The organism is Achromobacter sp. RW408 (assembly GCF_003184165.1).
In the GTDB taxonomy this organism is placed as follows: domain Bacteria; phylum Pseudomonadota; class Gammaproteobacteria; order Burkholderiales; family Burkholderiaceae_B; genus Achromobacter; species Achromobacter xylosoxidans.
On sequence record NZ_QHHO01000022.1, the window covers coordinates 1007526 to 1029251 of the forward strand.

At 68.4% G+C, this 21726-nt stretch carries 18 protein-coding genes; 11 read left to right on the forward strand and 7 right to left on the reverse strand.

Translation table 11 applies throughout. The features are described from left to right. A partial coding sequence (locus DK459_RS07020) for an aminoglycoside phosphotransferase family protein (RefSeq protein ID WP_110134613.1) occupies positions 1-737 on the forward strand: 737 nt, incomplete at its 5' end. A 16-nt stretch (positions 738-753) separates the two neighbouring features. Here the strand turns inward: DK459_RS07020 and DK459_RS07025 are convergent. Beyond that, positions 754-1512, reverse strand: a complete 759-nt coding sequence (locus DK459_RS07025; RefSeq protein WP_006387012.1) for a helix-turn-helix domain-containing protein — start codon at positions 1510-1512, stop codon at positions 754-756. A gap of 138 nt (positions 1513-1650) precedes the next feature. Between DK459_RS07025 and DK459_RS07030 the strand changes: the two genes are divergently transcribed. After that, positions 1651-3810: a TonB-dependent siderophore receptor gene (locus DK459_RS07030; RefSeq protein ID WP_110134579.1), complete on the forward strand. Its 2160-nt coding sequence runs from the start codon at positions 1651-1653 to the stop codon at positions 3808-3810. A gap of 119 nt (positions 3811-3929) precedes the next feature. After that, complete coding sequence (locus tag DK459_RS07035) at positions 3930-5324, forward strand: GntP family permease (protein WP_006387010.1); 1395 nt, start codon at positions 3930-3932, stop codon at positions 5322-5324. Here the strand turns inward: DK459_RS07035 and DK459_RS07040 are convergent. Further along, positions 5303-6223 carry a LysR family transcriptional regulator gene (locus DK459_RS07040; RefSeq protein WP_024068542.1) on the reverse strand — a complete coding sequence of 307 codons (921 nt, stop codon included), beginning with the start codon at positions 6221-6223 and terminating at the stop codon, positions 5303-5305. The two genes, DK459_RS07035 and DK459_RS07040, sit on opposite strands and share 22 nt — an antisense overlap. Before the next feature lie 126 nt (positions 6224-6349). On the opposite strand from DK459_RS07040, the gene DK459_RS07045 reads away from it, so the two are divergent. The 6 genes from DK459_RS07045 to DK459_RS07070 all read left to right on the forward strand — a co-directional run bounded on the left by DK459_RS07045 (position 6350) and on the right by DK459_RS07070 (position 12124). Then, positions 6350-7093: an SDR family oxidoreductase gene (locus tag DK459_RS07045; RefSeq protein ID WP_038503275.1), complete on the forward strand. Its 744-nt coding sequence runs from the start codon at positions 6350-6352 to the stop codon at positions 7091-7093. A 53-nt stretch (positions 7094-7146) separates the two neighbouring features. Next, on the forward strand, positions 7147-7833 hold the full coding sequence (locus DK459_RS07050) for a YiiX family permuted papain-like enzyme (RefSeq protein ID WP_233256770.1): 687 nt from the start codon (positions 7147-7149) through the stop codon (positions 7831-7833). A gap of 163 nt (positions 7834-7996) precedes the next feature. After that, positions 7997-8791 carry an enoyl-CoA hydratase gene (locus tag DK459_RS07055; RefSeq protein WP_024068539.1) on the forward strand — a complete coding sequence of 265 codons (795 nt, stop codon included), beginning with the start codon at positions 7997-7999 and terminating at the stop codon, positions 8789-8791. Then, positions 8788-9939 carry a CaiB/BaiF CoA-transferase family protein gene (locus DK459_RS07060; protein ID WP_054499885.1) on the forward strand — a complete coding sequence of 384 codons (1152 nt, stop codon included), beginning with the start codon at positions 8788-8790 and terminating at the stop codon, positions 9937-9939. Before DK459_RS07055 ends, DK459_RS07060 begins: the two co-directional genes overlap by 4 nt. Before the next feature lie 76 nt (positions 9940-10015). Continuing rightward, on the forward strand, positions 10016-10960 hold the full coding sequence (locus DK459_RS07065; protein WP_054444567.1) for a LysR family transcriptional regulator: 945 nt from the start codon (positions 10016-10018) through the stop codon (positions 10958-10960). A gap of 180 nt (positions 10961-11140) precedes the next feature. Next, positions 11141-12124 carry a tripartite tricarboxylate transporter substrate binding protein gene (locus DK459_RS07070; RefSeq protein WP_024068536.1) on the forward strand — a complete coding sequence of 328 codons (984 nt, stop codon included), beginning with the start codon at positions 11141-11143 and terminating at the stop codon, positions 12122-12124. Between the two features lie 17 nt (positions 12125-12141). On the opposite strand, the gene DK459_RS07075 is transcribed toward DK459_RS07070, so the two are convergent. The 3 genes from DK459_RS07075 to DK459_RS07085 form a co-directional block, all read right to left on the reverse strand. Further along, positions 12142-12462 carry a DNA-binding protein gene (locus DK459_RS07075; protein ID WP_024068535.1) on the reverse strand — a complete coding sequence of 107 codons (321 nt, stop codon included), beginning with the start codon at positions 12460-12462 and terminating at the stop codon, positions 12142-12144. Continuing rightward, the gene (locus DK459_RS07080; RefSeq protein WP_233256771.1) at positions 12443-12802 is read right to left on the reverse strand and encodes a type II toxin-antitoxin system RelE/ParE family toxin; all 360 of its coding nucleotides are present in this window, start codon (positions 12800-12802) and stop codon (positions 12443-12445) included. The genes DK459_RS07075 and DK459_RS07080 overlap by 20 nt, the downstream gene beginning before the upstream one ends. Positions 12803-12968: 166 nt before the next feature. Further along, positions 12969-15068: a TonB-dependent siderophore receptor gene (locus DK459_RS07085; RefSeq protein WP_110134580.1), complete on the reverse strand. Its 2100-nt coding sequence runs from the start codon at positions 15066-15068 to the stop codon at positions 12969-12971. Between the two features lie 435 nt (positions 15069-15503). On the opposite strand from DK459_RS07085, the gene DK459_RS07090 reads away from it, so the two are divergent. Beyond that, positions 15504-16388, forward strand: a complete 885-nt coding sequence (locus DK459_RS07090; protein ID WP_006384377.1) for a crotonase/enoyl-CoA hydratase family protein — start codon at positions 15504-15506, stop codon at positions 16386-16388. Positions 16389-16409: 21 nt separating this feature from the next. Here the strand turns inward: DK459_RS07090 and pdeR are convergent, their stop codons facing one another. Both pdeR and DK459_RS07100 read right to left on the reverse strand, forming a co-directional pair. Further along, positions 16410-18407, reverse strand: a complete 1998-nt coding sequence (gene pdeR / locus DK459_RS07095) for a cyclic di-GMP phosphodiesterase (protein WP_020927192.1) — start codon at positions 18405-18407, stop codon at positions 16410-16412. Between the two features lie 313 nt (positions 18408-18720). Further along, positions 18721-19716 (reverse strand): tripartite tricarboxylate transporter substrate binding protein, encoded by a 996-nt coding sequence (locus DK459_RS07100; RefSeq protein ID WP_049055056.1) that lies wholly within the window; start codon positions 19714-19716, stop codon positions 18721-18723. A 220-nt stretch (positions 19717-19936) separates the two neighbouring features. On the opposite strand from DK459_RS07100, the gene DK459_RS07105 reads away from it, so the two are divergent. Beyond that, positions 19937-21712 carry an IlvD/Edd family dehydratase gene (locus DK459_RS07105; protein WP_199234256.1) on the forward strand — a complete coding sequence of 592 codons (1776 nt, stop codon included), beginning with the start codon at positions 19937-19939 and terminating at the stop codon, positions 21710-21712. Positions 21713-21726 lie beyond the last annotated feature (14 nt).

The following is a 21726-nucleotide window of genomic DNA, read 5'->3' on the forward strand; positions in this document are numbered from 1 at the left end:
TGCTGCCGGTGCGCCAGGCCGGCGTGCCGGCGATGCTGAAGGTCGCGGTCGAGGAAGACGAACGGCAAGGCGGCGTGCTGATGACCTGGTGGGACGGCCACGGCGCCGCGCGGGTCCTGGCGCACGACGGCGACGCCATCCTGCTCGAACGCGCCACCGGCACGCGCTCGCTGGCCGGCTATGCCCGCAACGGCCGCGACGACGAAGCCACCCGCATCCTGTGCGGCGTGCTGCGCGAGCTGCACGCGCCGCGCGCCAGGCCGCTGCCGCCGCTGCGGTCGCTGGAAGAATGGTTCGTCGAGCTGTGGCCGATGGCGCGGGCGCGCGGCGGCATCCTGGCGCACAGCGCCCGCTTCGCCCGCGCGCTGCTGGACGACCCGCGCGACCAGGTGGTGCTGCACGGCGACGCGCACCACGACAATGTCCTGGACTTCGGCGAACGCGGCTGGCTGGTGATCGACCCCAAGCGCCTGTACGGCGAACGGGCCTTCGATTACGCCAATATCTTCTGCAACCCCGACCTGTCCGATCCGGAGCCCCCGGTGGCCATCGCGCCGGGCCGCTTCGAGCGCCGCCTCGGCATCGTGCTGGAGGAATCCGGACTGGAGCGCCGCCGGCTGCTGCAATGGGTGGTGGCCTGGTGCGGGCTGTCGGCGGCCTGGTTCATGGGCGATGGAGACGATGCGGCGATCGACCTGGAGATCGCCAGGCAGGCGCTGGCGTTACTGGACCGCTAGAACCGGCGTCCCCGCCTCAACCGCCGGCGATCTGCTCCAGATACCGCGTCGGCGACACCCCCATCACATTGCGGAACATATAGACGAAGGCGCTCGCGCTGGCATACCCCAGCGCCCGCGCCACGTTCACCACCGACTGCCCCTGCAACAACCGGCAGATGCCCTCGTCGATGCGTACCTGCAGCCGCCAGTTGTGAAAGCTCATGCCGGTCTCGTCCTTCATGCGCCGCGCCAGCGTGCGCGCGCTGGCGCCCATCCGTTCGCCCCACTGCTCCAGCGTGTCGTCGTTGCCGGGCGATTGCAGCACGGCGGCGCAGACCTTGCGCAGGCGCCGGTCGAACGGCAGCGGCAACTGGCGATGCTGCCGCTCGGTGCCGGCCAGCAGGTTCAGCAACAGCTCGGCGCTCAGGCGCTGCACGGGCCCGTGGCGCGCCGCCGGCTGGTTCAGCGCCAGGATCAGTTCGCGCATCAGCGGCGCCACGTCCAGCGCGCAGGTATCTTTCCACAGCCAGGGCGCGGCGTCCGGCGCGATGAAGGCCGAGCGCATCGTCACCTGGCCGACCATGCGCACCTCGTGCGCCACGCCGGGCGGAATCCACAGCGCGCGCATCGGCGCCAGCAGCCAGGCGCCGTCCTCGGTCATGACGCGCATGATGCCGGTGGGCGAATACATCAGCTGGATGCGCTCGTGCGAATGCGGCTCTTGCCGCTGGCCATCTTCGTAGTGGAACGAGCGCGCCACCACGGGCGGCGCATCGACGGGAAACTCACGCATTGGCGGGATTTCGATAGCAAGGGTTGATCGGCCCCCAATCCAGCCAGTTATGTCTGTTTTTCGACATTTTCTGTCCAGCAAACAGGGAACTTGCTTTTTATCATTAATGCAAATGATTCCCATTGTTTTCAAAAGAAAATGACGCCCGTCGCACTTCCCCCTGTCGCATTTGTCCCACGCCGCCTCCCCGCCTTCCGCCTGACCCTCGCCGCCGCCCTGCTGGCCCAGGCCGGCCTGCCCGTCCTGGCCCGCGCCGCCGACGAGGTGCCGCAACTGAGTCCCGTGCGAGTCACCGGTGCCGCCGAAAAGCTGTCGGACCCCGGCCAGACCGAGGGTTCGCAGTCCTACACCGCCAATACCGTCACCATCGGCAAGACCGGCGCCAACGTGCGCGACATCCCCAACTCGGTGTCGGTGGTGACGCGCCAGCGCATGGACGACCAGAACATGGTCACAGTGGAGGACGCGCTGCGCCAGACCACCGGCGTCAGCGCCATGACCTACGGCGACGGCACCGCCTACTTCACCGCGCGCGGCTACGAGACCGACGTGCAGTTCGACGGCGTGCCGGCCAACGGCGCGCTGCAGTACCTGCCCCAGTTCGACCTGGCGCTGTACGACCGCGTCGAGGTGCTGCGCGGCCCGGCCGGCCTGCTGCAGGGCTTCGGCAGCCCCGCCGGCACCGTCAACCTGGTGCGCAAGCGGCCACAGGACGCCTTCAGCCTGACCGGCGCGGTGATGGCCGGCTCGTGGAACAACTACCGCACCGAACTGGACGCGACCGGCCCGATCACGGCCGACGGCCGGGTGCGCGCCCGCGCCGGCCTGGCCGCGCAGGACCGCGACTTCTTCTTCGACAAGGCCCACAATCGCCAGGGCCTGGCCTACGGCTCGCTCGAATTCGATCTGACCGCCAACACCACCCTGACGCTGTCGGCGGCCTACCAACGCCAGCGCGAGGCGCCGTTCGACTACGGCCTGTCGATCTACTCGAACGGCCACATCATCGACTCGCCGCGCAAAGGCTTCTACGGCACCGACTGGTCGCGCGGCGACACCACCCTGTCGGAAATCTATTCGGAACTGAGCCACCGCTTCGCCAATGGCTGGACCGGCCAGGTGTCGATGAACTACCGCTCGACCGACATGGACAGCCGCTACGGCTACGTCAACGGCCCGGTCAATCCCGCCAACGACCGCGCCGGCTACCGCCTGCAGACGCAGAAGGACCAGATCCGCTGGATCGGCTTCGATACCCATGCCTCGGGCCCCTTCCGCCTGCTGGGCCGCACCCACCAGGCCATGATCGGCGCCAACTACGCCGAACGGCGCCAGGACAGCCGCTCCGGCGGCATGAACATCAGCAACGTGTCGATCCACGACATCGACGTGCCCGATCCGGACCTGCCCTACACCTCGGGCGACGACTCCAAGTCCAGCCAGATGGGCATCTACGGCCAGCTGAGCTTGAACGTGGCCGACCCGCTGACGCTGATCGTGGGCGGACGCCAGAGCTGGTACCGCAACGCTACCCAGGCCATCCTGCCGGTGGCGGGCGACACCCAGCGCGATCCCGAGGTGCGCAAGTTCGTGCCCTACTACGGCGCGGTAGCGCAGTTGAATTCGTGGCTGTCGGCCTACGCCAGCTATTCGGACATCTACGCCTTCTCGGAAGCCTGGCAGATGACGGCCGACGGCAAGCCGCTCAAGCCGCGCACCGGCAAGCAGTACGAGATCGGCCTGAAGGGCCAGTTCCTGGACGGCGCGGCCAATGCCTCGCTGGCGCTGTTCCGCATCCGCGACAAGGACCGCGCGGTGGCCGACGACGCCAACCCGGGCCGCTACCTGGCGCAGGGCGAGGCCCAGAGCCAGGGCGTCGAGGCCGAGATCAGCGGCCGCCTGCTGCCCAACTGGGACCTGTACGCCGGCTACACCTACCTGCAGACCCGCTACCTGTCCGACCCGACGCAGGAAGGCCAGATCGTCAACCCGGAAACGCCCAAGCACCTGTTCAAGGTCTGGACTACCTATCGCTTCACGCCCGATGTGCTGCCGGGCTGGCGCGTGGGCGGCGGCGTGCGCGCGCAGAGCCGCACCAGCCGCAACAACGTTTCGTGGCAAGGCGGCTACGCGGTGGTCGACGCGCAGGTCGGCTACAAGGTGAACCGCAACCTGGACGCCTCGCTGACGCTGAACAACGTCTTCGATCGCCACTACTACGCCCGCGTGCCGTCCAACTTCTACGGCATCTACGGCGAACCGCGCAACGTGATGCTGACGCTGCGCGCCACCTACTGACGCGCGCATGGGGTCCGGTCCGACAACGGGCCGGCATCCCGCCCTGTCAAACAGCCGCCGGGAACGATCGGTTAAGGTGTAGCCCCACACCCCTTGACCCTTCATTCCTGGAGTAACGAATGACCGGATTGTTTATCGTGGTGGCGGCGCTGGCATTCCTGATGCTGGCGGCGTATCGAGGCTACAGCGTCATCCTTTGCGCGCCCATCGCGGCCATGGGCGCGGTGCTGCTGACCGACCCGTCGGCGCTGGCGCCGGTGTTCTCGGGCATTTTCATGGAGCGCATGGCGGGCTTCGCCAAGCTCTATTTCCCGGTGTTCCTGCTGGGCGCGGTGTTCGGCAAGCTGATCGAGCTGTCCGGCTTCTCGCGCGCCATCGTGCAGGCGGTGCTGCGGCTGATCGGCGCCGAGCGCGCCATCATCGCGATCGTGCTGGTGTGCGCGGTGCTGACCTACGGCGGCGTGTCGCTGTTCGTGGTGGTATTCGCGGTCTACCCGTTCGCGGCCGAGATGTTCCGCCAGGGCGGCATTCCCAAGCGGCTGATGCCGGGCGCGATCGCGCTGGGCGCGTTCACCTTCACCATGACGGCGCTGCCCGGCACGCCGCAGATCCAGAACATCATCCCCACCACCTTCTTCGAGACCACCACCTGGGCCGCGCCCTGGCTGGGGCTGATCGGCGCGGCCTTCACGCTGACCGTCGGGGTGGCCTACCTGGAATGGCGCCGCAAGCGCGCCGCGCTGGCGGGCGAAGGCTACGGCACCGAACTGCGCAACGAACCGGACACGCCCGCCGGCGGACGCGAGCATCACCCGCTGGTCGCGCTGCTGCCGCTGGTGGTGGTGGGCGTGGCCAACTTCCTGCTGACGCGCTGGATTCCCGGCTGGTACCCGGCCGGCTCGCAGGTCGAACTGCCCGGCCTGCCGCAGCCCCTGCCGGTCAACGCGCATGACCAGGTGGCGCTGTGGGCGGTGATGGGCGCGCTGATCGCCGGCATCGCCACCATCCTGCTGTTCTCGTTCTCGCACATCAAGGCGCATTTCGCCGAAGGCAGCAAGAGCGCGGTCTCGGGCGCGCTGCTGGCGTCGATGAATACGGCGGCGGAATATGGCTTTGGCGGCGTGATCGCGGCGCTGCCCGGCTTCCTGATGGTGGCCAGCGCGCTCAAGGCGATTCCCGACCCGCTGGTGGGCGAGGCGGTGGCGGTGACCTCGCTGGCCGGCATCACCGGTTCGGCCTCGGGCGGCATGAGCATCGCCCTGGCGGCCATGGCGCAGACCTTCATCGACAGCGCCCAGGCGGCCGGCATCCCCATGGAGGTGCTGCACCGCATCGCCGCCATGGCCTCGGGCGGCATGGACACGCTGCCGCACAACGGCGCCGTCATCACGCTGCTGGCCGTCACCGGCCTGACGCACCGCCAGTCCTACGGCGACATCTTCGCCATCACCCTGATCTCGACGCTGTCGGTGTTCCTGGTGATCGCGGTGTACTACCTGACCGGCATCGTCTGATCGTCCTGGCCGAAGGCGCGGCCAAAGATGCCGGCCAGCCACTGGCTGAACACCCGTACCCGCGCCGACACCTGGCGGTTCTGCGGATACAGCACCGACACCGGCATCGGCGCCGGCGGCGCGCCGGGCAGCACCAGCTTGAGCCGGCCGGCGGCCAGGTCCTCGGCCACGCGGTAGCGAGGCACCTGGACCAACCCCAGCCCGGCCAGCGCCGCGCTGGCGTAGAGCTCGGCGCCGCTGACGCTGATGACCGAGCCCGGCCGCACCAGCACGTTGCGCCCGTCCACCGTGAAATCCAGCGGCAGGCTGCGGCCGCTGGACGAGGACACATAGTCCACCGCCCGGTGCCCTTCCAGATCATCCAGCGTGGCCGGTTCGCCGTAGCGCGCCAGGTAGGCCGGACTGGCGACGGTGACCTGCGGCATCAGGGCGATCTGGCGCCCCACCAGCGATGAGTCCTGCAGCGTGCCGGCGCGCAGCACGCAGTCCACGCCCTCGCGCACCAGGTCCACCAGACGGTCGTCTTCGCCCAGGTGCAGCACCAGGTCGGGATAACGCTCCAGGAAGCCCGGCAACGCCGGCATCACGAACACCCGCGCCAGGGTGCCCTGCATGTTGACCCGCAACAGGCCCTTGGGCGCGGTGTTCAGGAAGGCACCGTCCGCTTCCTCCAGGTCGGCCAGCAGGCGCACGCAGCGCCGGTAATAGGCCTCGCCGTCATGGGTCAGCCGCACCTGGCGCGTGGTGCGTTCCAGCAGGCGCGCGCCCAGGCGCTTTTCCATGCGCTTGATCAGATTGGTGACGGTGGCCCGCGGAATCCGCAGATCCTCGGCCGCCTTGGAGAAACTGCGCCGCTCGGCGATGCGGACGAACACCTGCATTTCCTGGAAACGGTCCATGCGCGGGCTCTATTATTAATACAGATGAAATTATGTTAGCAAAACTGGCGTAATTATCTTTGGTTTGGAATAGTCCATGATTCGTTCCACCGCATGATTCGTCCTACATTCCACCCAGGAGTCACCATGAATTCCCAAGCCTCCCAACGCGTTGCCCTGGTCACCGGCGCCTCGCGCGGCATCGGCGCCGCGATCGCGCGCCGCCTGGCCGCCGACGGTTTCGCCGTCGCCATCAACTACGCCGCCAGCGCGGCCGAAGCCGACGCCCTGGCCGGCGAGATCCGCGCCGCGGGCGGCCGGGCGCTGGCGGTGCGCGCCGACGTGTCCAAAGCCGCCGAGGTGCGCGCCATGTTCGACCAGGTCGAGGCCGGCCTGGGACGCATCGACGTGCTGGTCAACAGCGCCGGCGTGCTGAAGCTGCAGGCGCTGGCCGAGGCTACCGACGAGGTCTACGACCAGACCTTCGACATCAACACCCGCGGCACCTTCAACACCCTGCGCGAGGCCGGCACACGGCTGGCCGACGGCGGCAGCATCGTCAACGTCTCCAGCACCACGCTGGCGCTGAACCTGCCCACCTACGGCCTCTATATCGCCAGCAAGGCGGCCGTGGAAGGCTTTACCCGCGTGTTCGCCAAGGAACTGCGCGGCCGCCGCATCACGGTCAACGCCGTGGCGCCGGGCCCGGTCGCCACCGACCTGTTCAAGCAGGGCAAGAGCGCGGAACTGATCGAGCACTACGCCAAGATGCCGCCGCTGGAACGCCTGGGCGAACCCGAGGACATCGCCGGCATTGTGTCGTTCCTGGCCGGCGCCGACGGCGGCTGGATCAACGGCCAGGTGTTGCGCGCCAACGGCGGCATCGCGTGACGCGCCGATCCGGCGCGGATGCTACTGTTGCGCCCATGCCAGGAATCGACGCAATGGACCCGATGACAACGCCCCGCGCAATCCGCGCTCCTCATCCAGAAAGCGCCCGGCGCCGCGCGGCCGGCCTGCGGGCCAGCGCCGTGGCGGCCGCGGCGCTATGCCTGGCCCCGCTGGTCTCGCCCGCCGCCTGGGCCACGCCGCCGGTGCAGACCGGCGACCTGGTCTTCCAGCAATCCCGTTCCGCGCAGAGCCTGGCCATCCAGCAGGCCACCCGCTCGCCCTACAGCCACATGGGCATGATCGTGATGCGCCAGGGCGCGCCCTACGTGCTGGAAGCCGCCGCCACGGTCAGCTACACGCCGCTGTCCGCCTGGGCGGCGCAAGGCGAACGCGGCGCCTATGTCGTCAAGCGCCTGCGCGACACGGCGCGGCTCACGCCCGAGGCGCGCGAACAGCTGGCTCGCGTGGGCACGGACTATGTCGGCAAACCCTACGACCTGGTGTTCGGCTGGTCGGACGAACGGATCTACTGCTCCGAACTGGTCTGGAAGATCTACCAGCGCGCGCTGGGCGTGCGGATCGGCGCGCTGCAACCCTTGAAAAGCTTCGACCTGAGTCCGCCCGCCGTCCAGGCCAAGATGCGCGAGCGCTACGGCAAGGACATTCCCTGGGACGAGCCCATCATCTCGCCCGCCGCGATGTACGACTCGCCGCTCTTGACCACGGTCGCGGACCGCTAGGCGCGTGGCCGGCGTCGACGTCGTGGCGCTCGCGCGGGCCGTCCCGTTCATGGGCAGATTTATTCCAACCGGGACTCATTCCATGAAAATTACTTGTTTGTCGTGATCAACCGCGGGGCCTAGCATGAGTGGCATCCCCCGACTTCACGGAGACAAGCCCGCCATGAGCGCCCCGATTCCCGCCTTCCCCCACAGCCACATCGAGCGCGACGCGCGCGGCGTCTACACGCTGCGGATCGACGACGCCAAGAGCCTGAACATCCTGGCCTCGCCGGTCACGCTGGGCCTGACCGAAGCCGTGCGCTGGATCGCCGCGCAGGCCGACGCCCGCGCGCTGGTGCTGCGCGGCAGCGGCGACAAGGCCTTCGTCGGCGGCGCCAACATCTATGAGATGGCCGAACTCGATCCGGACGGCGGCCGCGCCTTCATCACCCGCCTGCGCGACCTATGCGAAGCGGTGCGCGCGGTGCCGGTGCCGACCATCGCCCGCCTGCCCGGCTTCTGCCTGGGCGCCGGCATGGAACTGGCGGCGGCCTGCGACATCCGCCTGGGTTCGCGCGACGGCGTCTTCGGCATGCCGGAGGTGCAGGTCGGCATTCCGTCGGTGATCCACGCCGTGCTGCTGCCGTCCCTGATCGGCCCGGGGGCCACCAACTGGCTGCTGCTGACCGGCGCCACGGTCGATGCCGAGCAGGCGCTGCGCTGGGGCTTCCTGCAATTCCTGTGCGAGGCCGGCGAGCTGGACGCGCTGGTCGAGCGCACCGTCGCGCCCATCGCGGCCAGCGGACCGCTGGCCGTGCGCTCACAGAAGGCGCTGCTGCGCTATTGGGAAACGTCCACGGTCGAGGCCGGCCTGGACCGCAGCGTCGACGCCTTCGGCGCGGCCTTCGCCACCGACGAGCCGCGCCGGCACATGGCGCCGTTCCTGGCCCGCAAGCGCGCGCGGGAGGCGCAATGACGGCGGCTGTCCCGGCCGCCGGCCCACTGGCCGGCGTGCGCGTGATCGACATGACCTCGGTCGGCATGGGCCCCTACGCCACCCAGATCCTGGGCGACATGGGCGCCGAGATCATCAAGATCGAAGCGCCCGAGGGCGACGTGTTCCGCGCCTCGGCGCCGGCCGCCTCGCCCGGCATGGGCGCCGTCTACCTGAACCTGAACCGCAACAAACGCAGCGTCACCCTGAACGCCAAGGACCCGGACGACCTGCGCCGCCTGCTGCGGCTGGTCGACGATGCCGACGTCTTCATCTCCAACGTGCGCCCGCGCGCGCTGGCGCGGATCGGCCTGGACGCCGCCAGCCTGCGCGCGCGCAACCCGCGCCTGGTCTATTGCTCGGCGGTGGGCTTCGGCCAGGACGGCCCCTACGCCGCCCAGCCGGCCTTCGACGACATCATCCAGGCCATGAGCGGCCTGGCCGACCTGCAGGGCCGCAACAACGGCGCGCCGGCCTACATCAACACCATCATGGCCGACAAGGTGGCCGGGCTGACGCTGGCCTACGCCATCCCGATGGCGCTGTACGAGCGCGAGAAATCCGGCCTGGGCCAGGCGATCGAGGTGCCCATGTTCGAGACGCTGGTGTCCTTCACGTTGATCGAGCACCTGGGCGGGCGCACCTTCGAACCGCCGCGCGGCGGCATGGGCTACAGCCGCGTGCTGTCACCCGAGCGCCGGCCCTACCGCACCCGCGACGGCTTCCTGGCGCTGCTGCCGTATACCGATGCCCAATGGCGGCGCTTCTTCACCCTGGCCGAACGCGCCGACCTGGCCGCCGATCCACGCTACGCCAGCGCCCGGACGCGCGCCGGCAACTTCGACGCGCTCTACCGCGACCTGGCGGACATCGTCGCGTTGCGCAGCACCGAAGACTGGCTGGCGCTGCTGGCCGACGCCGACATCCCGCACTCGCGCGTCAACCCGCCCGAGGCACTGTTCGACGACCCGCACCTGGCCGCCACCGGCTTTTTCCAGCGGGTCGAGCATCCCACCGAAGGCACGCTCACGGCCACCGCGATCCCGGTGCGCTTCTCGCGCACGCCCGGGTCGATCCGCCGCCTGGCGCCGCGCCAGGACGCGGATCGCGATATGCTCGATCCGGATTGATTCCCCGGGACGCGGCGGGCGCGTGCTTGCGCGTCCCGGGACCACCCGGGGCGCCCGCCCCCATTCCGTCGCGACCATGAACATCACCCTGAAGCAGTTGCGCGTGTTCTGCGCGCTCTACGAGTTGCGCAGCTTCACCGCCGCCGCCCGCGCCGCCTTCGTCACGCAATCGGCCGTCAGCAAGCTGTGCGCCGAACTCGAGGCCGAAGTCGGCCAGCCGCTGTTCGAGCGCTCGACCCGCAGCGTCACGCCCTGCGAGGGCGCGGCCGACTTCTACGCCTATGCCCAGGAAATCCTGGGCACGGTGCGCGCCGCCGAACGCAGCATGTCCGGCCTGCGCTCGCTGGAGCGCGGCGTGGTCGGCGTGGCTTGCTCGCCGATGATGATGGTCGGCCTGCTGGGCGGGGTGATCGCGCGCTACCACCGCCGCCATCCGGGCGTGAAGCTGGACCTCTTCGAACTGAACACCGACGAGACCATCGAGCACGTGCGCCACGGGCGCGCCGACTTCGGCATCGTCTCCACCGACATCGACGGCGACGAGCTGGCCGCGCGCGTAATCTACCGCGACACCATGCATGCCGCCTACGCGCCCGGCCATCCGCTGGCGCGCCGCAAACAGCTGCGCTGGGCCGACCTGGCCGCGCACGAGCACATCACGCTGCGCAACGTCTACAGCGTGCGGCGCGCCGTCGACCGCATCAGCGGCGAACTCGACCTGCAATTCCAGTCCGGCATCGAGGCCGGCATGCTGACCTCGGTGCTGAACCTGGCGCGGGCCGGCCTGGGCATCACGGTGGTGCCCGGCTACGTCTGCGCCTTCGCGCGCCAGCTGGGCCTGGTCACCGCGCCCATCGGCGGCGCCGGCCAGCGCGGCCATGCGCTGTGGCTGATCCAGCGCCACAGCGCGCGCCTGTCATTGGCGGCGGACGCCTTCCTGGCGGACCTGGAAAAAACGCTGCGCGCGCGCGAGGCCGCGCCCGACCCGACCCGCTACGACGAGGACGCCGCCGAACCGTGAGGCGGCGCCGGGCGTAAGGCGGCGGGCGCCGGGCCGATGCGCACGGCGCGGCACTTATCCGGATACGGAATAGGTCTATGAAAATTAGTCCCTTGTTGCGATAAGCCGCGCGGCCGCATCATGACGGAAATCGCGGCCGTTGCACGCCATCGCGGCCGCAGAAGAACACAGGAGACTCTCATGACCCGATCCCCGCAACGCAGCCGCATGCGCCGGTTCGCCGCCTGCTGCGCCCTGGCCCTGGGCACAGCAGCCAGCGCCGTCCAGGCCGACGACGCCTATCCCGGCAAGCCCATCACCATCGTGGTGCCGTTCTCGCCCGGCAGCGCCACCGACACCAGCGCCCGCATCCTCACGGAAAAGCTCGGCCCGCGCCTGGGCGTGCCGATCGTGATCGAGAACAAGCCCGGCGCGTCCGGCACCATCGGTTCGTCCACCGCCGCGCGCGCCGCGCCCGACGGCTACACCCTGATCCTGACCAGCAGCTCGACGCACTCGGCCACGCCCGCCCTGTTCCGCAAGCTGCCCTACGACCCTACCGGCGACTTCATCCACGTCATCCGCATCGCCACCATTCCCATGATGCTGGTGGTGCGCGCCGATTCCCCCTACGGCTCGGTGTCGCAGCTGGTGCAGGCCACCCGCGCCAAGCCGCTGAACTATGCCTACGGCTCGCCCACCAGCCAGATCGCCGGGGCCACCTTCAACAGCGTCGCCGGCGCCGCCGCCAACGCCGTGCCCTACAAGAGCCAGCCGCCCGCCGTCACCGACCTATTGGGCGGCCACGTCGATTACCTGTTCGCCGACCTGTCGGTGGTGACCTCGTTCATGCACAGCGGCAAGCTCAAGGGCATCGCCTTCACCGGCCAGGCGCGTTCCAAGGACTTCCCCGACGTGCCGACGCTGGCGGAACTGGGCTACCGGAATTTCGACCTGGTGGTGTGGGTGGGCGTGGCCGCGCCCAAGGACACGCCGGCTCCGGTGGTCGAGCGCCTGAACCGCGAAATCACGCGCATCCTGAGCGAGCCCGACAGCATCGCCAAGTTCGAGACGCTGGGCATGCAGGTCGCGCCCAACACGCTGGCCGAACACCGCGCCTTCGCGCAATCGCAACGCCAGATCTGGACCCAGCGCGCGATCGACGCGAAGATCGAACCGCAATAAACGCGCCGGACGCGGCCTCAGCCCATCCGGACCGGGGCCGCCGCGTTGGCCAGCGGCATCACGGCCAGCCGCAAGCCCATCGCCTTGAGAATCGCCAGCAGGCTGGCCAGCGATGGGTTGCCCTTGGGCGACAGCGTGCGGTAGAGCTGCGTCGGATTCAGCCGCGCCTGCTCCGCCACGGCCTGCATGCCGCCGAACGCCTGCGTCATCTGGCGCAGCACCACCAGCAGTTCGCCCTGGTCGCCATCGGCCAGGATGCTGTTGATCGTCTCCAGCGCAAGGGCGGGGTCGCTGCGATAGACCTCGACCATTGCTTCATCATGGGGCTTGCTTCTCATCATCCGTTCTCCGTTGCCAGTCATGCCAATATTCCACCGCGCGGTGGATGTCGGCATCCTGCGTGTGCTTGCTGCCTCCGGCCAGCAACAACACCAGCCGTTCACCGGATACCGCGTAGTAGACGCGCAGGCCCGGCCCCGTATCGATACGCAATTCCCACACGCCCTCGCGGCAGAACCGGTGATCGCCGAAATTCCCCGATGCCAGACGCGCCACACGGCGGATGACCGCCACCTTGTCGCGCATGCCACGCAGGCCGCGTAGCCAGGTGGCATAGGAATCCTTGAGTTTTCCAGGAGTGAGGTAGTGTTCGATTCGGTACATACGATATTCGTCCATAGACGAATTCCAGTCAAGTCAGTGCAGTCAGTTCGCCAACAAGATAGGACACTCCCCTGGTTCCTGCTGGACGGTGCGTGATCTTTTCCTCCCCCACTCATGCCTTCTCGCAACAAAAAACGGGCGCCAAAGCGCCCGTCCGTCCTGCCGGGATGTTGGCTACCCGTCAGAACCGATACTGCGCCGTGGCGATCACCGTGCGCGGCTCGCCCACGCGGATCTGGCCGGCGCTGGTGGCCGAGGCGTAGTAGGTCTTGTCGGTGATGTTGCGCACCGCCAGGCGCCAGTCCCACTGGCCGGCGCGGTAGCCGACCAGCGCGTCCCAGGTGGCGTAGCCGGGCAATACCGCGGTGTTGGCGTTGTCGGCGTAGCGCTGGCCGACGAAGGTCAGGCCGGTTTCGCCGTACAGGCCCTCGGCCGGCTTGTAGGTCAGGAACACGCTGCCGTTGCGCCGCGCCACGTTGCTGACGCGGTTGCCGGCCAGGCCGTTGTTGTCCTGAACGATGGCGGCGTTCTGCAGGCCGATGCCGCCGCGCAGGTACCAGTTGCCCGCGAGCCGTCCGGCGGCCGTCAGCTCGATGCCGCGCGAGCGCTGCTTGCCGGTCAGCAGCACGAGGGTCGGATCGACCGGGTCGGTGGTGCGACGGTTGTAGAGTTCCAACTGGTACAGCGCCAGCGTGGTGCTCAACTGCCCGTCGAGCCAATCGCTCTTGACGCCCACTTCGTATTGGCGCGTGTGTTCGGGGTCGACGTCGTTGGTGTTGCCGCGCGCGTTCGGCGTGATGCCGATCAGGCTGCCGCCCACGGGCGAGAAGGTCTTGCTGTACGAGGCGTAGAAGGAATGGTCGCGCAGCGGCGTCCACACCACCCCGGCGCGCGGGCTCACGCCACGGCTGTCGCGGCGGGCCGAGAGGTCGAGCATGCGATTGGTCGAATCGACGCTGAAGCGGTCCATGCGCAGGCCCAGCAACACCTGCCAGGCGTCGTCCAGCTTGATCTGGTCCTGCACGTAGTAGCCCTGGCTGCGGGTCTTGTGGCGGGCCGAACTGCTGAGCGTCATGGCGCCGTCGTGCTGCCGCGACAGGTCCGGGTCGTACAGGTCCAGCGCCGGCACCGGTTGCGCGCCCGGTCCCCGCGCCAGCGTGGTGTAGAGATCGGGCGTGCGGTCCTGGTTCGCCACGTCCACGCCGAACAAAACCCGATGCTCGACGCTTCCCGTGTGGAACAGGCCCTCGGCTTCAAGGTTGTTGTTGATGCTGCGCGTGGTCAGGTCCTGTTGCCAGCGGGTGCGGCTGACCTTGCCGGTGGCGGCGCTGTAGCCGGTCAGGTAGGTATTGTCGAACTTGCTGTCCAGCGCGAACACGCCCAGCGTGTAGCGCAGTTGCCAGCCCGGCGCCACGCTGTAGGCCAGCCGCGAGCGGAACGATTGCGCGCGGTCGTCGATGTAGTCGCGGTCGGGGTCGCCGTAGACGGTCGAGCGGCCGACGTCGGCCGGCCGGCCGTTGACGCTGGGGATGCCGCGGTCCGGGGTGCGGTCGTAGCGGCTGTACTCGTACTGCACCAGCCAGTCCAGGTCGGGCGTGATGCGCCAGTTCAGCGACGGCGCCACCAGTTGGCGGGTGCCGCCGATCTTGTGGCGGAAGCTGTTGCTGTCTTCCTGGCCGATGTTCAGGCGCACGCTGACGTCCTGGCCGGGGTCGGCGCTCAGGTCGCCGTAGAAGCTGCGCAGGTCCCAGCTGCCGGCCACGGCCTCGAGCGTCGATTCGCGCCCGGGCTGCGGCGCCTTGCTGACGCGGTTGACGATGCCGCCCTGGCTGCCGCGGCCATACAGCACCGCCGCCGGGCCCTTGAGCACCTCGATCCGCTCGATGTTGTGCAGGTCGCGCACGTACTGGCTGTCGTCGCGGATGCCGTCCAGGTAGAAATCGTTGCTGGCGTCGAAGCCGCGGATGCGCAGCGAATCGAAACGGGTGTCGGAGGCGTTGCTGACGTTGGGGATGCCGGACAAGGCTTCGCCCAGCGTATTGATGCCGTAGTTCCGCAGGTTCTCGACCTTGACGCTGTCGATGGCCTGCGGCACGTAGCGCGCGGCGGTCTGGGTGCGGGTGGCGGTGGTGACTTCGGGCACCCGCGGATCGTCGGCGTTGGCGCCTTCGACACTGATGGCGGGAAGCTGCGCGGGTTCGGCGTGGAGCGTGGCAACGGGGACCATCAAGGCCAGCGCGGCCCCAAGCGTGAGGCGGCGCGGTACAGGAAAAACGGGCATCGCAAGCTATCTGTAAGATTCATCGAGCCGCGATAATATCGATAATGAAACTTATTTGTAAATGAGAATCTTATCATTTACAAAACCCTTGCTTTGGCTGTTGCGGTGTCGCAACGACACCCGCGCGCCAGCACCTCGCCGGTCGCGCCACGCCATCCCCTGCCCTCCATTCGCATGAGCCGACGGCGTCGTGCGCGCGCCTTGCAACGCTCGCGAATCTGCGACGGTCCTCATCCATGCCGACGAGTCTCGGGTCATCCAGCCGCATGACATCGCGGCCCCGGACGCAATGTTTTCCAAACAATCACTCCGATGTTTGCACTACGGAAAACTCTAGCCGGCCGGACGAGGTTTGCATGAGAGGGACGGGGCGACACCTGTATTAGGCTGGCCCGGCAGTACTCCGACTCACCTTGATCGATTGGACGAAAGCAAATGAATCAACTCATTCATCCGGACTGCCATCCCTTTACCGCCGCAGGCAATTTGAAGCAAGTCTCCGCGTTCTATGAGGAAGGACGACGTGTCATGTGGATGATGCTGCGCGCCCAGCCGCGCCCCTGCTTTAACCATGAACTGATCGACGAAATCATGACCCTGGCGCGCGCCGCCAAGGACTCCGGCCTGCCCATCGACTTCTGGGTCACGGGCTCGCTGGTGCCGCAGATCTACAACGTCGGCGGCGACCTCAACTTCTTCGCCGAAGCCATCCGCACCGGCCGCCGCGAGGCGCTGCGCGCCTACGCCCGCGCCTGCGTCGATTGCGTGCATGCGGCCACCCGCGGCTTCGACACCGGCGCGGTGTCGCTGGCCATGATCGAAGGCACGGCGCTGGGCGGTGGCTTCGAGGCGGCGCTGGCGCACCACTTCGTGCTGGCGCAGAACAACGCCCGCATGGGCTTTCCCGAAATGGCCTTCAACCTGTTCCCGGGCATGGGCGGCTATTCGCTGGTGGCGCGGCGCTCGGGCATGAAGCTGGCCGAGGAATTGATCGGCAGCGGCGAATCGCACACCGCCGAATGGTTCCAGGCGCGCGGCCTGGTGGACGTGCTGTTCGAGCCGGGCGACGCCTACAAGGCCACCCGCACCTTCATCGACGTGATGCGGCCCAAGCTGAACGGCATGCGCGCCATGCTGCGGGCGCGCCAGCGGGTGCTGCAGCTGACGCGCTCGGAACTGATGGATATCACCGAGGACTGGGTCGACGCCGCCTTCTCGATCGATCCGAAGGACCGCGCCTACATGGAACGGCTGGTGATGGCGCAGAACCGGCGCTCGCCCGCGGGTCCCGATGGCCTGATCGACGCGACCATGCATTGAGGCCGGCGCGCGCCGGCCGCGTCAGGCGATCAGATGCAGCCGGCGCCGCTGCGCCAGCCAGGTGGTCAGCTCGGCCGCCGGCATGGGCTTGGCGTACAGGTAGCCCTGCTTGGCGTCCACCCCCAGCGTGTCCAGGAAGGCGGTTTCCTCCTGGGTCTCGACGCCCTCGGCGATCACCTGGAGTTCGAGCGTGCGGGCCACCGCCACGATGGCCCGCGCCAGCGCCTGCGACACCGGGTTCTCGTTGACGCCGCGCACGAAGCTGGCGTCCAGCTTGATCGCGTCCAGCGGAATGCGGGCCAGCTGCGACAGCGACGAATAGCCGGTGCCGAAGTCGTCCAGGTGGACGCGCGCGCCCAGCTGGCGGAACTGCTTCATCAGCTCGATCGCCGCGACTTCGTCCTCGATCAGGCAGCTCTCGGTCAGCTCGATGTCCAGCAGGCAGGGGGCCAGGCCGGCGTCGCCGACCGCCCGCATGAATTCACTGACCACGCCCTTGTCGTCCAGCTGCCGCGCCGACATGTTGATCGCGACACGCAGGTCCAGCCCGTCGCGCTTCCATGCCGCGGCCTGGCGCGCGGCCTCGCGCATCACCCACACGCCCAGCTGCGAGATCAGGCCGGACTCTTCCGCGTAGGGAATGAAGACGCTGGGGCAGATCATGCCGCGTTCGGGCGAGCGCCAGCGCAGCAGCGCCTCGACCCCGTCGACCTCGCCGCCGCGCCCGGCCAGCTTGGGCTGGTAGTACAGCATCAGGTGGCCTTCGGCCAGGGCCTTGCGCAGGTTGGTGTCGAGCCAGACGTAGTCGGCGTTGCGGCGGTCCATTTCGGGCTGGAAAACCCGATAGGTGTGGCGCCCGGCCTCCTTGGCCACGTACATGGCGATATCGGCGCTGCGCACCACGCTGTCCAGGTCGTCGCCATGCTCGGGATACATGGCGATGCCGATGGAGCAGCTGGTGTAGACCTCGATCAATTCCTGGCGGAACGGCTCGCGCAGGCGTTCGATGATGCGGCCGGCGGTGGCCTCCAGCTGCCACGCCTCGGCGTGTTCCTGCAGCACCAGGAATTCGTCGCCGCCCAGCCGCGCCAGCGTCTGGCCGGGCGCCAGGCAGCTGGAAATGGCCACCGACACCGACTTGAGCAGGCGGTCGCCGAAGCCGTGGCCGTAGTGGTCGTTGATGCGCTTGAAGTTGTCCAGGTCCAGGAACAGCACGCCGCCGCGCGCGCCCTCGCCTTCGGCCAGCGCCGTCTTCAGGCGCGTGGTGATGGCGTGTCGGTTGGGCAGGTTGGTCAGCACGTCGGTGTTGGCCAGCACCCGCAAGCGCTCCTGCGCCTGGCGTTCCTCGGTGATGTCGGTGCCCGAGCAGATCAGGTAGACGCGCTTTTCGCCGCTGCCGCTGGTGACGAACTTGTTGCGGAACAGGAACAGGCGCGGGCCCTTGACCGTGTTGATCAGGCGCTCGACCTCATAGGACTGCCCGCGCTTGTAGAACTCGGCGATGTTGCGGCGCGAGGCGGCGGCCTCCTCGCGCGTCATGAACATGTCGAACACGCTGCGCCCGACGATGTCCTGCTCGCGCTTGCCGGTGTATTCCTCGCTGACCTTGTTGAAGCGCTGCACGCGCCCGTGCTGGTCGACGATGACGATGACCGAGTTGGCCTCGGACACCACCGTCTCGGCGAACGACAGGCCTTCGACCAGGTCGCGCGCCACCGAGTCGGTGTCGCTGTGCGCCGAGGCCGTGCCGGCCCATTCGTTGGGATTGATCTTGCGGCCGACCAGCCGCAGCTGTATCGGATCGCCGTACAGGACGATGTCGATGCGCAGGCTGGCGGTGATGCCGGTCAGGGCGCGGATGGCCTGCGCCTGCTCGGGCTTGAGCGCCATCGCGATGTTGGTGGCGCCCTTGACCGCGGATAGTTCGATCGCGTCGCTGTCCGCCGCCAGCCTCCAATAGGGGCTCGGCGTACCGAAATGCAGGTACAGGATCGATTTTTCGTCCTGAGTCTCAGTCATTGGTGTCCCCCGCCGTCCTAGGAAGGCCTGCGAGAAACATACGGCCTAGCCAGTTCGGGGTCAACCACCCGTGCGAACAGCGTTTGGGCTGTATTGCGGATTATTTCACCGTCCCAGGCAACTGTAGCGTCATCATCGCCCTTGGCGCTATGGACGATTCACGGGAGGAAAGCCAACTTCACGACCGTTGCGCAACCCGGCATCCACCATGCAAACAATAACGCCGGAAATTTGTGACCATTTCCCGCATGTGGCGCAAATGAAGCAACGCGAGGGACGCGCCGGTGCCGCCGCGTCCCCCGCCCGCAAGGCCTTATTCGGGCTTGACCCCGGCCTCGTCGATCACCTTGGTCCAGCGCGCCACCTCGGCCGACACGCGCGCGCCGGCGTCGGCCGGGCTGGTCCATTCGGCAATGGCGCCCTGGTTCAGCAGCGAAGCCTTGACCGCTGGCTTGGCCAGGATCTTCTTGAGCTCGCCGTTCAGGCGGTCGATCACCGGCGCCGGCGTGCCGGCCGGCGCGACGATGCCGAACATGGAGCTGACCTCGAAGCCCGGCAGGCCGGCTTCGGCCGCGGTCGGCACGTCCGGCAGCGCCTCGACGCGTTGCGCCGAAGTCACCGCCAGCGCGCGCAGCTTGCCGGCCTTGATGCTGGCCTGCGAGGCCGGCACGGTCTCGATCATGCTGAGCACCTGGCCGCCCATCAGGTCGGTCATGGCCGGGCCGCTGCCCTTGTACGGCACGTGCAGGATGTCCACGCCCGCGGTGCGTTTGAACATCTCGCCGGCCAGGTGCTGCGGCGAACCGTTGCCGGCCGACGCCATGGTGACGTAGCCCGGGCGCGACTTGGCCAGCGCGATCAACTGCTTCAGGTCATTGGCCTGCACCGAGGGGTTGACCACGAACACCAGCGGCACGGTGCCGACGATGGACACCGGCGCGAAGCTCTTTTCCACGTCGTAGGTGACGCGGCCGCGGTACAGCGCCGCGTTGATCGAATGGCTGGTGAGCGCGCCCATCAGCAGCGTGTAGCCGTCGGGCTGGGCCTTGGCAACCTGGTCGGCGCCGATGTTGCCGGCGGCGCCGGCGCGGTTTTCGACGATCACCGACTGGCCCAGCGCGCCGGTCAGTTCCTGCGCCAGCACGCGGCCGATCACGTCGGTGGCGCCCCCGGGCGGGTACGGCACGATCAGGCGGATGGGCTTGTCGGGATAGGCGTCGGCGGCCAGGGCCGGCGTCGCCACGCCGGAACACAAGGCCAACAGGGAAAGCAGCAAGGCGCGGCGGGGCCGCAGACGCAGGTCTGACATGTAGGTCTCCTGCCGGGATGGGTATAGGAATGGAACGGACGCCCGGCTCGTCAACCGCGCCAGTGTAGGAGGCCAATCTTGATTGATGAATCAGAATTTTTCTATCGACTGATCTTATTTGGAGATCAATAAATATTTATCGCAAAAGCGCTTGCCGGGCATTTCCCAGGCTGTATATGATCTTCGCCCTGGATTATCAATAATATTATCGGGAAGCAAAATGACGGACGACACCAAGGGCGGCAAGCCCGCCCAGGGCCCCTTCGACAGCGACGGCGCGCGCAGCACCGGCGTGGCGCGCGGGCTCACCAACTACGGCGACACCGGCTTTTCGCTGTTCCTGCGCAAGGCCTTCATCAAGGGCGCCGGCCTGTCCGACGACGCGCTGGCGCGTCCCATCATCGGCATCGTCAACACCGGCAGCAGCTACAACCCCTGCCACGGCAACGCGCCGCAACTGATCGAGGCGGTCAAGCGCGGCGTGATGCTGGCCGGCGGCCTGCCGATGGACTTCCCCACCATCTCGGTGCACGAGAGCTTCTCGCAGCCCACCAGCATGTACCTGCGCAACCTGATGTCGATGGACACCGAGGAAATGATCCGCGCGCAGCCGATGGACGCGGTGGTGCTGATCGGCGGTTGCGACAAGACGGTGCCGGCGCAGTTGATGGGCGCCTCGTCCGCCGGCGTGCCCGCGATCCAGCTGGTGACCGGCTCGATGCTGACCGGCTCGCACCGCGGCGAACGCGTCGGCGCCTGCACCGACTGCCGCCGCTACTGGGGCCGCTACCGCGCCGAGGAGATCGACGCGCCCGAGATCGCCGACGTCAACAACCAGCTGGTCGCCAGCGTCGGCACCTGTTCGGTGATGGGCACCGCCAGCACCATGGCCTGCCTGACCGAGGCGATGGGCATGATGGTGTCCGGCGGCGCGTCCGCCCCGGCCGTCACCGCCGACCGCGTGCGCGTGGCCGAGCGCACCGGCGCCACCGCCGTCGCCATGGCGGCCGCGCGCCTGACGCCCGACCGCATCATCACCGGCAAGTCCATCGAGAACGCGCTGCGCGTGCTGCTGGCCATCGGCGGCTCGACCAACGGCATCGTGCACCTGACCGCCATCGCCGGCCGCCTGGGCATCAATATCGACCTGGCCGGGCTCGACCGCATGAGCCGCGAGACGCCCGTGCTGGTGGACCTCAAGCCCTCCGGCCAGCACTACATGGAAGACTTCCACCACGCCGGCGGCATGCTGGCGCTGCTGCGCGAACTGCGCCCGCTGCTGCACCTGGACGCGCTGACCGTCTCGGGCCGCACCCTGGGCGAGGAACTGGACGACGCCCCCGCGCCGTTCAAGCAGGACGTGATCCGCAGCGTCGCCGCGCCCATCTATCCGGTGGGCGGCCTGGCCGTGCTGCGCGGCAACCTGGCGCCCGGCGGCGCCATCATCAAGCAGTCGGCCGCCAATCCCGAGCTGATGGAGCACGAAGGCCGCGCGGTGGTGTTCGAGGACGCCGAGGACATGGCCCGCCGCATCGACGACGAGGCGCTGGACGTGACCGCCGACGACGTGCTGGTGCTCAAGCGCATCGGCCCCACCGGCGCGCCCGGCATGCCCGAGGCCGGCTACATGCCGATCCCCAAGAAGCTGGCGCGCGCCGGCGTCAAGGACATGGTGCGCATTTCCGACGGCCGCATGAGCGGCACGGCGGCCGGCACCATCGTGCTGCACGTCACGCCCGAGGCCGCGATTGGCGGCCCGCTCGCCTACGTGCAAAATGGCGACCGGATCCGCCTGTCGGTGGCGCGGCGCGAAATCGCCCTGCTGGTCGAGGATGCCGAGCTGGCGCGCCGCATGGCCGCCGGCCCGGTCGAGCGCCCCGCCGCCGAGCGCGGCTACCGCAAGCTGTTCCTGCAGACCGTGACGCAGGCCGACCAGGGGGTCGACTTCGACTTCCTGCGCGCCAGCGCCACCCGCGACACCGTGCCCAAGCAATAACCTTCCCGCCACGC

Bases quoted from the DNA above. Each gene is read 5' to 3' on its own strand.
- DK459_RS07060 (WP_054499885.1), top strand. From the start codon at position 8,788: ATGACGGCGGCTGTCCCGGCCGCCGGCCCACTGGCCGGCGTGCGCGTG.
- DK459_RS07080 (WP_233256771.1), bottom strand. From the start codon at position 12,802: ATGGACGAATATCGTATGTACCGAATCGAACACTACCTCACTCCTGGA.
- DK459_RS07100 (WP_049055056.1), bottom strand. From the start codon at position 19,716: ATGTCAGACCTGCGTCTGCGGCCCCGCCGCGCCTTGCTGCTTTCCCTG.
- DK459_RS07105 (WP_199234256.1), top strand. From the start codon at position 19,937: ATGACGGACGACACCAAGGGCGGCAAGCCCGCCCAGGGCCCCTTCGAC.
- DK459_RS07050 (WP_233256770.1), top strand. From the start codon at position 7,147: ATGGACCCGATGACAACGCCCCGCGCAATCCGCGCTCCTCATCCAGAA.
- DK459_RS07090 (WP_006384377.1), top strand. From the start codon at position 15,504: ATGAATCAACTCATTCATCCGGACTGCCATCCCTTTACCGCCGCAGGC.
- DK459_RS07045 (WP_038503275.1), top strand. From the start codon at position 6,350: ATGAATTCCCAAGCCTCCCAACGCGTTGCCCTGGTCACCGGCGCCTCG.
- DK459_RS07040 (WP_024068542.1), bottom strand. From the start codon at position 6,223: ATGGACCGTTTCCAGGAAATGCAGGTGTTCGTCCGCATCGCCGAGCGG.
- DK459_RS07075 (WP_024068535.1), bottom strand. From the start codon at position 12,462: ATGAGAAGCAAGCCCCATGATGAAGCAATGGTCGAGGTCTATCGCAGC.
- pdeR (WP_020927192.1), bottom strand. From the start codon at position 18,407: ATGACTGAGACTCAGGACGAAAAATCGATCCTGTACCTGCATTTCGGT.
- DK459_RS07070 (WP_024068536.1), top strand. From the start codon at position 11,141: ATGACCCGATCCCCGCAACGCAGCCGCATGCGCCGGTTCGCCGCCTGC.
- DK459_RS07055 (WP_024068539.1), top strand. From the start codon at position 7,997: ATGAGCGCCCCGATTCCCGCCTTCCCCCACAGCCACATCGAGCGCGAC.
- DK459_RS07085 (WP_110134580.1), bottom strand. From the start codon at position 15,068: ATGCCCGTTTTTCCTGTACCGCGCCGCCTCACGCTTGGGGCCGCGCTG.
- DK459_RS07030 (WP_110134579.1), top strand. From the start codon at position 1,651: ATGACGCCCGTCGCACTTCCCCCTGTCGCATTTGTCCCACGCCGCCTC.
- DK459_RS07035 (WP_006387010.1), top strand. From the start codon at position 3,930: ATGACCGGATTGTTTATCGTGGTGGCGGCGCTGGCATTCCTGATGCTG.
- DK459_RS07025 (WP_006387012.1), bottom strand. From the start codon at position 1,512: ATGCGTGAGTTTCCCGTCGATGCGCCGCCCGTGGTGGCGCGCTCGTTC.
- DK459_RS07065 (WP_054444567.1), top strand. From the start codon at position 10,016: ATGAACATCACCCTGAAGCAGTTGCGCGTGTTCTGCGCGCTCTACGAG.